This window comes from Stappia sp. TSB10P1A, from assembly GCF_900185725.1.
Classification (GTDB): domain Bacteria; phylum Pseudomonadota; class Alphaproteobacteria; order Rhizobiales; family Stappiaceae; genus Stappia.
This window is the reverse complement of the sequence record NZ_FYAU01000014.1, coordinates 172251-183297: the sequence shown is the minus strand read 5'-3', so window position 1 is coordinate 183297 and position 11047 is coordinate 172251. Positions and strand designations below refer to the sequence as shown.

Sequence of the window (11047 nt, the reverse complement as noted above, 5' to 3'; positions counted from 1 at the left end):
ACTGACCGAACCACGGTGAATGCCCCTGTGCCAATGCCGTGCGATCCGCGCCCCGGCGCCCCCGGCGCTCCGGCGGCAACTTGTTCACCGGTCTGATTTCGCTGGTCTTTCGCTATCGTCGGGTGGCAACGGCCACCTCCCGAAATGCTATTCAGCGAGCCTTCCGGTTGCAAGTGTGCGCCTTGTCGTGGCGTCCGGGATTGTCCCCCTTGCATGCATCCCCATCCCTTTCACGGTTCGCTCATCAACATGTAGCGGAAGGGCTGTTGCGGCGCACACTTATTCGATACCGTAGGGTCGTTCCGCCTCGCGCGGTGCATCGGGGGGGGAAACGGGATGTCGCGTGGCGGCCTCCCGCCGGCCTGTCCTCCCTCAGACTCCACCGGGTTTCCAGCCCCTGCTGCAAGCGATCGGAGCGTATGGATAAAATTCGGGATTTCATCGAGAATCAGTTTCTGATCGAGTTCGACGACTCGTTTCCCGAGGACTCCGACCTGTTCAAGGAGGGCGTGATGGACTCCTTCGGCTATGTGCAGTTGATCCGCTTTCTGGAGCAGGAGTTCGACATCCGCTTCACCGAGCAGGAAATGACCGGCGACGTGCTGGTCAGCCTCGTCCAGATCCGCGAAACCGTGGCCCGCAAGGTCGCGGCCCGCGCGGCGGGCTGAACGCAAGCGGCCGGAGAGCCGGCCGGAACCGATCCAGGGGGCAAGCGACTTCATGTGCGGCATCGCCGGTTTCCTCAGTGCCACCCCCATCTCAGGGGATCAAGGCGCCCGGATCCGCGCCATGCTCGCGGCAATCGCCCATCGCGGACCGGACGGCGCCGGCTATGTGGTGGACGACGGTTTCGCCATGGGCACCGTGCGCCTCGCCATTCTCGATCCGGCGGCCGGGCTGCAACCGGTCAGCGACGAAAGCGGGCGCTACTGGCTCTGCTACAATGGCGAAGTCTACAACTACCGGGAGCTGCGCGAGACGCTTGTCAGTCTCGGCCATGTCTTCCGCACCGGCTGCGACACGGAAGTCGTGCTGCGCGCCTGGATCGCCTGGGGACCGGACTGCCTGACGCGCTTTAACGGCGGTTTCGCCTTCGCGCTCTACGACCACGAGCGGCAGGAGCTGTTCCTGGCCCGCGACAAATACGGCAAGCGCCCGCTCTTTCTCGCCCGGCATGGCGAGACCATCCTCTTCGCTTCCGAGATGAAGGCCTTTCTCGCCGTTCCGGGGTTCCGGTTCGAGCAGGACCCGCAGCAACTCGCCGCGATCCTCGGCCAGTGGACACCGCTGCCGCACCAGTCCGGCTTCCGGGGCATCGAGAGCCTGCCGATGGGAGAATGGGCAAGGGTTCGCCAGGGGCGGATCGAGCGCTTCGCCTATGACACGCTGTCCTTTGCGCCGACCGAGACTGTTGCCAGCGAAGGGGACGCCATCGAGCGGATCCGCGAGCGGATGACCGATGCCGTGTCCTTGCGCCTGCGCAGCGATGTGGAGGTCGGCGTCTATCTCAGCGGCGGAGTGGACTCGGCCATCGTCGCCGCGCTCGCCCGTGAGCTGACCCCGCATCCGCTCTCCACCTTTTCGGTCGAGTTCGAGGATACGGAGTTCGACGAATCCGCCGAGCAGCGCCTCGTCGCGGAGCACCTGGGCACCCGCCATCACGCCCGCCGCATCAGCCATGCCGATATCGCCGAGGCCTGCCCCGATGCGGTCTATCACGCGGAGGTGCCGGCCTTCCGCAGCGCCTTCATCCCGATGTTCCTGCTGTCGCAGCGCACCCGCGAGGCGGGCATCAAGGTCATTCTCAGCGGCGAAGGCGCCGACGAGGCCTTTCTCGGCTACGACCTGTTCAAGGAAACGCTGCTGCGCGCCGCGTGGAACGAGCTGCCCGAGGACGTGCGGCGCAGCCGGCTGGAGCGGCTCTACCCGCATCTCGCCCATTACGGGCCGAAGGACATTGCCGCCGTCACCGGGCTCTACCACCAGTTCTCGGCTGAGAAGATGCCGGGCCTCTTCTCGCATGAGCTGCGCTTCCAGAACGGCCAGTTCTCGGCCCGCCTGCTGAACGCGCCCAGCGATCCCTTTGCCGAGATTTCGGCGCTCGTTGCCGGCAGCCCCGAGTTCGGCTCGATGAGCGCGGTCGAAAAGGCGCAGTGGCTGGAATACAAGACCCTGCTGCCCGGCTACCTGCTGTCGACCCAGGGCGACCGCATGAGCCTTGCCCACGGGGTGGAGAACCGCTGCCCGTTCCTCGATCCGTCCGTGATCGGGCTCGCCGCCTCCGTCAACCTGCGCTTCGACGACGGGTTCACCGAGAAACGGCTGCTGCGCGAGGCCTTCCGCGACCGACTGCCGGGCGCGGTCGCCGACAAGCGCAAGTTCCCGTACCGGGCACCGGACGCGGCCGCCTTCGCCGCGCGCCGGCCGGACTATCTCGATCTCGTCCTGTCGGAGAGCGAACTGGCGAACCTGCCCTTCCTCAATGCGAAATTCGCCCAGCGCCTTGCCACGAAAGTGCTGACCAGGCCGGCCGAAGAGGTCAGCACGAAGGAAAACCAGACCTTCCTGTTCCTGCTCTCCATCGCGCTGCTCGACCGGTTCTTCGTGCGCAGGCACGACCTCGGACAGGCAGGGATCTCAAACGCCCTGCCGCCGCTGCAACGCGCGGTGGACCTGCGCGAGGAGGCCGCACCTCACGCCTCCCAGGGGAACTTGGCGTCCCTCACGTAGCGGCGGATATCGGCCCGGATCCGCGGATCGGCGAACATCTCGCGATTGGCGGCGAGCGCCGCCTCGCGCTGCCCCTCAAGGTCATCGAGCCCCGCTCCGGCATGTGCCTTGAAGCGGGCGATGCCCGCCCGTCCCGGCAGCCGCAACCGCATCAGGTGCTGGCGCAGAACCTCGTCGGCCCGCTCGCCGAGCGCATCGACCAGTCCGAAGGACAGGGCATCGCGCGCGCCCACCGGCCGCGTCATCAGCGTCATGTAGCGGGCGCGCTGCGCCCCCACGCGGCGCGCCAGGAACGGCAGCACGCAGGCCGGATAGAGGCCGAACAGCAGCTCCGACAGGGCAAAGCTCGCGGTCTCGTCCGCGATCACGATATCGGCGGCCGCCGCCAGTCCGACGCCCCCGGCATTGGCCCTGCCGCGCACCACGCTCACGGTCACAAACGGCCCGCGCGCCATGCGCAGCCACAGATCGTAGAGCGGCGCCGGGTCCATCGGCTCGGCATCCTCGGCGACCGCGTCGAAATCGCCGCCCATGCAGAAGACGTCGTCGCTGCCCTCCAGCACCGCGACCGTGACGGGCCGGCCATCCGCCCCCTCGCCCGCCTCGCAGAGATCGAAGGCCGCGTGCAGGTCTTGCACCATCTGCGGCGTGATGCTGTTGCCGGCCTCCGGCCGGGTAAAGCGGAGGCGGCAAATGCCTTGAGCGATGTCGCAGGAGATCGTCGAGAACTCTGTCATGCCGCCGCTCCTTCCGGCGCCCCGAAGACCAGCGCGATATTGCTGCCGCCGAAGCCGAAGGAGAATTTGAGCGCGTGGCGGATGCGGTGCTCCGCCATCCCGCCCCGCACCCAGCCGAAACCCTCGTCCAGCGGCGTCTCGAGATGCAGCACCGGGTGCAGCAGCCCCTCGCGCATCTGGATCAGCACGGCGGCGGCCTCGACAGCGCCGGCCGCGCTCAACCCGTGCCCGATGATCGACTTGGTGGCGTTGACCCGCGCGTGGCCGAGATTGAGCCGGCGCAGGGTCTCAAGCTCGGCGTCGTCGCCGGACGGCGTTCCGGTAGCATGGGCATTGACATAGTCGATGTCGGCGGCCGCCAATCCGGCGTCGGCCAGCGCGTCTTGCGCGGCGCGAACTTGCCCGTCGGAGTTCGGCTCCGGCCCTCGGCAGCCATCGGCGCAAAAGCCCGCTCCCAGCACGCGGCCATAGATCGTGCCCCCGGCAAGCTCCGGCCGGGTGACGACCAGCGCGGCGCAGGCCTCGCCATAGAGGAAACCGTCATGGCCCCTGTCCATCGGCCGGCAGACCGGCCCCGCGCCCAGCGCGCCGAGCGCCCGGAAGCCCTGCAGGTCCAACGCGGAAACGTCCTGCAAGGCGCCGAGGGCGATACAGGCATCGACCCTGCCGCTCGACACGGCCTCGGCTGCCGCGACGATCGCAGCCGCGCCGCTCGCCGAGGCCGCGCCGATCGTGTGGGCAAAGCCGCGGATGGGAAACTGCGAGGCGCACAGGCCGCAAATATCGGTATCAAGGAAGACGTGGCCATGGCGCGGCGGCAGAAAGTCCAGCCGCTCGGCATAGTCGCGCAGGCTCAGAAACTGCTCGCGCGCCATCAGGTTGGTTCCGCCGACGATCAGGCCGATCCGCTCGGGCGCCACGCGATCCAGCCCTGCCTCGCGCCAGGCCTCGTCGAGGACGGCGACCGCCGCGCGGCCGCTGAGGCCGGCGGTGCGCTCGACCCGGGGCGGCAGGATCGAGGGCGGATCGGGCATCTCGACGCCGAAGAACGGCGGGCTGCCGTCGCCGCGTTGTCGGCCGGGACGGGCAAGCAGCGCGAAGACGCTCCGCCCCTCGAACAACCCCTGCCGGAACGCGTCCTTGCCGTGGCCGAGGCCGCTGGCGACCCCGATGCCGGTGACGACGGGCGGATGGACGTCAGGCCTTGGACTTGGCATGCAGCAGATCGGCCAGTTCGCCGATGTTGCGGGGGCCGTGCAACTGGACCATCGGCACTTTCAGGCCGATGGCTTCCAGCGTTGCCAGGATGACCTCGCTGCGCTCGATGGAATCGACCCCGAGATCGGCCATGGAATCGGCGCGGGTGATCGGCTGCGCCTCCAGCTCCGGCACGGTGCTGCGGATCTCGGCAATGATGATCTCGGCAATCCGGTCGCTGTCCAACTCGCCCCCTTTTCCGGCTCCGTCGCTGTCGCGGCAGCCCGGCTCAGATCCAGATATACTTGCGGTGGTAGCCGACGACCGCATCCAGCACAAGCCGGTCGCCTGCCGCATCAACCGGCCAGGCATCCGGCACGATCTGGTGGTTCAGTTCCGCGTCCCTGGTGCCGAAGCGAACGACGCTCTCGCCGCGCAGCAGGGTCTCGTAGTCCGCGATGGTGAGGCGATGGCGGCGGTCCAGTGCGGCCGAAATCCGCATCGCGCGCAGCCGCGCCTGGCTCTCCGGCGTCACCACGCCGCTGTAGAATTCCGAGCAGCAGCCCGAGCCGTAGGAGAACAGGCCGACCCGCATCGGCGCATTGATTTCTGCCGTCTCCAGCATGCCGGCCAGCGCCACGAAGACCGAGCCGCCGGCGGTGTTGCCGACCCGCTTGCCGAAGGCAAGGCTCGGCGCGAGGCGCGACTGGAAGTCGGCCTCGATCTCCTTGGGCGGCGTCTTGTAGAGCCGGCGCATCAGGTGCCGGTGGGCGCCCTTGACCATGCCGCCGAACGGCGTGTGGAAGCACAGCTGGCCGAAGCTTTCGCGAAAGTCAGCCTTCTCCACCCGGCGACTGTAGTCGCGGAACGCGCCCTCGCAGCAGTCGAGATAGGCCATCAGCGACAGGTCCGCGTCGCCCGCCTCCGTATCCGGGCCGGGGCGGCAGGTGTCCATCACCTCGAAGCCATGGTTGCCATAGGCGCCTGGATCGATGCGCAGGACATGCGGCGTGTCGGAGACCAGCATCGCCACCGCGCCGGCACCGGAACTCGGCTCCGAATAGGCCCATTCCTCGATAGCGCCGGCATCGGCGAGCGCGAAGCGGGAAATGTCGGTCGCCACCACCAGGGCCTTGGCGCCGGGCGAGGTCTGCGCCAGCACGAAATTCACCGCCATCTGCAAGCCGGCGGTCCCGGAATAGCAGGCCTGCTTGATCTCGAAGAGCCGGCAGTTGGACGGCAGGTCCAGATGCGCATGCACATAGGTGCTGAGCGACTTGCCGAAGTCGATGCCGGACTCGGTGCAGGTCACCACCATCTCGATGCGGGCGCGCTCCTCCGGCGCCAGCGCGTCGATCAGCGGTCGGGCCGCATTGACCGCGAAGGTCACCGGGTCCTCGTAAGGAAGCGCCACCGTCTTTTCCTGCATCAGCAGGTTCTCGAAGCGGGGCATGTCGAGGCCGCGATGCAGGCACAGCTCCTTGACGTCGAGACAGGCCATGCCGCCATAGACGTTCATCGCCTCGATGCCGGCGGCGCGGGCCTCGATGCCGACGGCACGGGTCATGCAGCACCTCCAACGCGGACCGGAAGGCGGCCGAGCCCTCGGGCGTTCAGCCGGTCGAGCCGCCATTCGGGCTCGCCCGCCAGTTCGATGGAGCCGTAGCGGTCAAGCAGGGCGGAAAAGGCGATCTGCGCCTCCAGCCGCGCCAGCGGAGCGCCGATGCACACATGCGGGCCGGATCCGAAGGTGAGCTGGGCATTGGCGGGGCGGCCGATATCGACCTCGTCGGCGCGCTCGAAGCGGGCCGGATCGCGGTTGATCGCACCGATGAGGCCGAGCACCGGGGCGCCGGCCGGGATCAGCGTGCCTTCGACCTCGACGTCCTCGCGCGCCACCCGCAGGATCATGTTGCCGCCCGGCTCCATGCGCAGGAACTCCTCGATGGCGGTGCGCAGCAGGCTGCGGTCCGCTCGCAGCCGCGCCATCTCGCCGGGATGGCGGAGCAGCAGCAGCAGGCCGTTGCCGATCAGCGTCACCGTGGTCTCGTGGCCCGCGACCAGCATGGAGACGAGATTGGTCAGCGTCTCCTCCTCGTCGAGCGTGCCTTCGTCCTGGGCGCGAATCGCAAGGTCCATCAGACTGTCGCCCGGCCGGGCGCGGCGGGCGGCGATGTGCTCGCGCAGGAAGGCCTTGAACTCGGTCAGCGCCTCCAGCGCTTCGCTCTTCTGGTCCGGCGTCATCAGGATGTCGCCGATGCGGATCAGCGAGGCGCTCCAGCGCGCGACCGTCTCGTCGAGGCTCTGCGGAATGTCGAAGAGCTTGCACAGGACCCGCAGCGGCAGGGGGCCGGCAAAGGCCTCGATGATGTCGACGGTGCCCTCGCGCGGCATCGCCTCCAGCAGTTGCGCCGCCTCGGCCTCCACAAGCGCCCCGACGTCGCGCACGGCCTGCGAGCGGAAGGCGGGCTCGTAGACCTTGCGCATGCGGGCGTGCTCGGCGCCGTCGCAATTGATCATCTGCGGCTGGAACTCGCTGAACAGCCGGTAGCCGACGGGGTCGTGCACCCGGTAATCCGGCGCGGTCCAGCCGTTCTTCCAGTGGCGGGTGTCGCGGCCCATCTCCGAGGACTTCGCGACCTTCAGGAAGGCGCGGTGCCCGAGCACGAAATAGACGCCGGAGGCCTCGTCGAGATGGACGGGGCCGAGCGCCTGCAGCCGCTTCAACTCGCTGTAAGGGTTCTCCAGGAAGGCCCGGTCGGTGAGGATGCCCCACCAGTCGATCCGCTCGCCCTGCGTTTCCGCGCCGCGCTCGCTCATGTGCCCGTCCCCTATCGTGCCGCGTAGAGATGAAAAACCGCCGCCCCGCCCTCGGCGAGCGGATGCGTGTCGGTCGTCACCCGGTAACCGCGCGCCGTCAGCCCGGAGGCGATCTCCTCCAGCTTCGGCCAGCCCAGATGCACCTCGACCATCAATTGGCGAATGCGCGGCCAGTCGGCCTCGGTGATGCCGGCAAGCACCTCCTCCTCGGCCCCTTCCGTATCGATCTTCAGAAGGTCGATCGTCTCGACACCGTAGGCGGCCATCTGCGACGACAGCGTGTCGATGCGGGCCCGCACCCGCTCCACCCGGAGCAGGTCGTCGAGAAAGCCGTCCGTCTGCGCCAGTTCGCCCGCGCCGGTCCGCTCGATCACCGCGCGCACCGCCTCGCCGGCGCTTCCCCTGAGAAGATCGCGGATGCCGCCGGCCATCCGCGCGCCGACATCGCTATGCGCGGTCGACAGCGCCGCGACGCCGGGGAAGTAGTCGAACTCCACCTCGCCGGCCTCGGCGCCAAGTCCCAGCGGCACGGCAACGGCCTGCGGCTGGATCAGCGCCATATTGTGCTCCAGCGCGGCGAAGACCTGTGGCACCGGCTCGAAGGCGAAGATGCGTGCGGACGGCGCCTGCTGGCGCAGATGCAGCGAGAACAGGCCGATATTCGCGCCGACATCGAAGACCGCTCCGTCCGGCTGCAATGTCAGGCCATGGGCTGCAAGATCCTGCGAAAAGATCTCGTGTACCGCGAAATCAACCTCGTAGGGGTTGATGCAGGCGATTTCCCGGCCGTCGGGCAGCAGGGCTTTCTTCAAGGTCACGGGGCCGTCCATCCGGGTCGGGAAGAATCGCGACGCCCCTTGAGGGTTGACGTCGGCAGCGAGTGTTCCCCATGTGAAAACAGGGGTCAAGGAACGATCCCGGACATGGTTCCCGCCAAGGCTCCTCATGAAACTGCGCGCCATCAGCGACCTGCATCTCGCCAGCCCGGCCAACCGCGACGCGCTGCTGGCGCTGCCGGACTATCGCGACGACTGGCTGATTCTCGCCGGCGATGTCGGCGAGCGGTTCGACCACATGCGGCTTGCCTTCACCGAACTGACGAAGCGCTTCGCGCGGGTGTTCTGGGTGCCGGGGAACCACGACCTGTGGGCGATCCCGGAGGAGGCCGGCCTACCGGCTCTGGTGGGCGAGGAGCGCTACTGCCGCCTGGTCGAGACGGCGCGCGCGCATAGCGTCGTCACGCCGGAGGACCCCTACCAGATCTGGACCGGCGACGGCGGCCCCTGCGCCATCGCGCCGCTGTTCCTGCTCTATGATTACAGTTTCCGCCCGGCCCATGTCAGCCGCGACGGCGTCGTCGGCTGGGCGCGCGAGACGGGCTCGGTCTGCGCCGACGAGATGTTCCTCAATCCCTCGCCCTTCGCCTCGCGCGAGGCCTGGTGCGCCGAGCGCCTGCGGCACACGGAGGCGCGGCTGGCCGCCCTGCCCGCCGACATGCCGACCGTGCTGATCAACCACTTTCCGCTGCGCGAGGACCTGATCCACATTCCGCGCGCACCGCGCTTCACTCCCTGGTGCGGCACGCGCGCAACCTTCGACTGGCACCGGCGGTTCAACGCACGGGCCGTGGTCTCCGGCCATCTGCATGTGCGGCGCACCGACTGGCGCGACGGCACCCGCTTCGAGGAGGTCTCGCTCGGCTATCCGCGCCAGTGGGACCAGGCGCGCGGCATGGCCGCCTATATCCGCGAGGTGCTGCCCGGCCCCGATCAGCCGGAGGACGAGCTCGCCGCGCCGAGGTTCCGCAAGTAGTCGAGCGGCGCGGCGCCGATCTCCATCGACAGGCGCTCTGGATGCGGATGGCGCACGCCGACCGCCAGCTTGTGGCGGTCGGTCGGCTTCAGGTGGCGGAAGCGCCAGAGCGCCGCATCGTCCGCCGCGATGTTGTCGAAGCGGATCAGCGGCGGCTCCAGGGTGAAGGCGAAGGCATCGAGCGGCTGCGACAGCCCCTTGCCGATGGCCTTCACATAGGCCTCCTTCAGCGTCCAGAAGGTGAGGAAGATCTCGGTCTTGCGCTCGCTCGGTGTCGCGGCAAGCAGCGCGCGCTCGTCGGCGGCGAAGACGCGCTTGGCAAGCTGGTCGACGTCGTTGACCCGCTCCAGCCACTCCACATCGACGCCGACATCGTTGTCGACCGTGAGCGCCACGGCCGCCAGCTCACGCGTATGGGAGAGGTTCACCCGCAGGCGCGGCAGGCCGGCGGGCGGCGTCACCTCCGGCTTGCCGTGATCGCCGGGGGTGAAGCGCCAGTCGCGGGCCGGCAGGCCGGTCCACCAGGTCAGGAGGCCGCGCGTCAGCGCATGGGCGGCGATATAGACGTCCCGGTCGCGGTCGAAGTGGAAGCGGGTGGAGCGCTCCAACTCGCTGTCTTCCAGCAGGCTTTCCAGCAGGCCCCAGTCGTCCTCGCGGATGCTCTTCAGGTCCAGCCACCAGACGGTGACGTGATCGACGCCCGCCTCGAGCTTGTCGCAAAAGGGCGAGCCGTGCGAGATAGGCTGCTCCTGCTTCGCGCCGCCCTGCCAGGATTCCTGCATGCCGCCTGCTCCCAAGTCCCTGCCGCTCGTCTTCTGCTTCGCCGGCCAGGGCTCGCAGTATTACCACATGGCCGCCGACCTTCTTGCCGAAGAACCGGTGTTCAGGCAATGGATGGACATTGGCGATGCCATCGTCCGCGACAGGCACGCCTTCTCGCCGCTCGCCGAGATCCATGCAAGCGGACGGCGCGCCAGCGAGCCCTTCGACCGGCTGGAGCACACCCATCCGGCGATCTTCATGACCCAGTTCGCCATGGCCAAGCTGCTGCAGCACAAGGGGCTGCGCCCCGACATGCTGCTCGGCGTCAGCCTCGGTGAGTTCGCCGCCATGAGCGTTGCCGGGATGGTGCCGTTCGAGACGGCCCTTGCCGCCGTCGCGCGCCAGCCGCGCCTGTTCCTGGAAAGCTGCGCGCCCGGCGCGCTGATCGCCGTGCTCGGCCCTCCGTCCCTGCGCGAGAGCGAGCCACGGCTCGGCACCTTGAGCGAGCTTGCCGGCATCAATGCCGAACGCCACCATGTCCTGGCGATGCCGGGCGAGAATGTCGCGGAGGTCGAGGCGATCCTCACCCGGCTCGACGCGCCGTTCCAGCGGCTGCCGGTGCCCTTCGCCTTTCACTCGCGCTGGATCGAGCCGGCGCGCACGGGCGTTGTCGCCGATGCGGCGAGCGAGCGGCTGGAAAGCCCGTTCTGGCCGGTCTGGTCGGCCTGCCTCAGTGCGCCGGTGCAGCCCGGCGTTGCGGATCTCGCCTGGCGGATCGTCCGCGAGCCGATGCGCCTTGGCGCAACAGTGGCGGCGATCGAGGCGCAGGGCGGCGCCCATTACATCGATCTCAGCGCCACAGGCAGCCTCGCGGCGATCATTCGGCAGGATCTCGGCGAGGCCTCGCGATCGCGCATCAGCGCAGTGCTGTCACCCTTCGGCGGCAACCTGCGGCGCCTCGCCAAGCTGCTGGAGACGGCCTGACCCCT

11 protein-coding genes are annotated in these 11047 nt (G+C 68.6%); 4 read left to right on the top strand and 7 right to left on the bottom strand.

Annotated elements, in window-relative coordinates:
• The first annotated feature begins 419 nt into the window (after positions 1 to 419).
• Both TSB10P1A_RS04425 and asnB read left to right on the top strand, forming a co-directional pair.
• A complete protein-coding gene (locus TSB10P1A_RS04425; RefSeq protein WP_186386684.1) occupies positions 420 to 668 on the top strand; it encodes a phosphopantetheine-binding protein in 249 nt (82 codons plus the stop codon).
• Between the two features lie 52 nt (positions 669 to 720).
• Positions 721 to 2730 (top strand): asparagine synthase (glutamine-hydrolyzing), encoded by a 2010-nt coding sequence (asnB, locus tag TSB10P1A_RS04420; RefSeq protein ID WP_186386683.1) that lies wholly within the window; start codon positions 721 to 723, stop codon positions 2728 to 2730.
• Here the strand turns inward: asnB and TSB10P1A_RS04415 are convergent.
• The 6 genes from TSB10P1A_RS04415 to TSB10P1A_RS04390 are packed head-to-tail and all read right to left on the bottom strand — an operon-like array spanning position 2694 to position 8302.
• Entirely contained in the window at positions 2694 to 3467 is a 774-nt protein-coding gene (locus TSB10P1A_RS04415) for an enoyl-CoA hydratase/isomerase (protein ID WP_186386682.1), read from the bottom strand. The genes asnB and TSB10P1A_RS04415 overlap by 37 nt on opposite strands.
• Positions 3464 to 4684 carry a beta-ketoacyl synthase N-terminal-like domain-containing protein gene (locus tag TSB10P1A_RS04410; RefSeq protein ID WP_186386681.1) on the bottom strand — a complete coding sequence of 407 codons (1221 nt, stop codon included), beginning with the start codon at positions 4682 to 4684 and terminating at the stop codon, positions 3464 to 3466. Before TSB10P1A_RS04410 ends, TSB10P1A_RS04415 begins: the two co-directional genes overlap by 4 nt.
• The gene (locus tag TSB10P1A_RS04405) at positions 4665 to 4910 is read right to left on the bottom strand and encodes an acyl carrier protein (RefSeq protein ID WP_186386680.1); all 246 of its coding nucleotides are present in this window, start codon (positions 4908 to 4910) and stop codon (positions 4665 to 4667) included. Before TSB10P1A_RS04405 ends, TSB10P1A_RS04410 begins: the two co-directional genes overlap by 20 nt.
• Positions 4911 to 4953: 43 nt before the next feature.
• Positions 4954 to 6231, bottom strand: coding sequence for a hydroxymethylglutaryl-CoA synthase family protein (locus TSB10P1A_RS04400; RefSeq protein WP_186386679.1), 1278 nt, complete (start codon positions 6229 to 6231; stop codon positions 4954 to 4956).
• Positions 6228 to 7484, bottom strand: coding sequence for a cytochrome P450 (locus TSB10P1A_RS04395; protein ID WP_186386678.1), 1257 nt, complete (start codon positions 7482 to 7484; stop codon positions 6228 to 6230). Before TSB10P1A_RS04395 ends, TSB10P1A_RS04400 begins: the two co-directional genes overlap by 4 nt.
• An 11-nt stretch (positions 7485 to 7495) precedes the next feature.
• Positions 7496 to 8302: an FkbM family methyltransferase gene (locus TSB10P1A_RS04390; RefSeq protein WP_186386677.1), complete on the bottom strand. Its 807-nt coding sequence runs from the start codon at positions 8300 to 8302 to the stop codon at positions 7496 to 7498.
• A gap of 127 nt (positions 8303 to 8429) precedes the next feature.
• Here TSB10P1A_RS04390 and TSB10P1A_RS04385 point away from each other — a divergent pair, with 127 nt between their 5' ends.
• On the top strand, positions 8430 to 9296 hold the full coding sequence (locus TSB10P1A_RS04385; RefSeq protein ID WP_186386676.1) for a metallophosphoesterase: 867 nt from the start codon (positions 8430 to 8432) through the stop codon (positions 9294 to 9296).
• Here the strand turns inward: TSB10P1A_RS04385 and TSB10P1A_RS04380 are convergent.
• The gene (locus TSB10P1A_RS04380; protein ID WP_186386675.1) at positions 9254 to 10078 is read right to left on the bottom strand and encodes a 4'-phosphopantetheinyl transferase superfamily protein; all 825 of its coding nucleotides are present in this window, start codon (positions 10076 to 10078) and stop codon (positions 9254 to 9256) included. The genes TSB10P1A_RS04385 and TSB10P1A_RS04380 overlap by 43 nt on opposite strands.
• Here TSB10P1A_RS04380 and TSB10P1A_RS04375 point away from each other — a divergent pair.
• A complete protein-coding gene (locus TSB10P1A_RS04375; protein ID WP_186386674.1) occupies positions 10077 to 11042 on the top strand; it encodes an acyltransferase domain-containing protein in 966 nt (321 codons plus the stop codon). The genes TSB10P1A_RS04380 and TSB10P1A_RS04375 overlap by 2 nt on opposite strands.
• Positions 11043 to 11047: the final 5 nt, after the last annotated feature.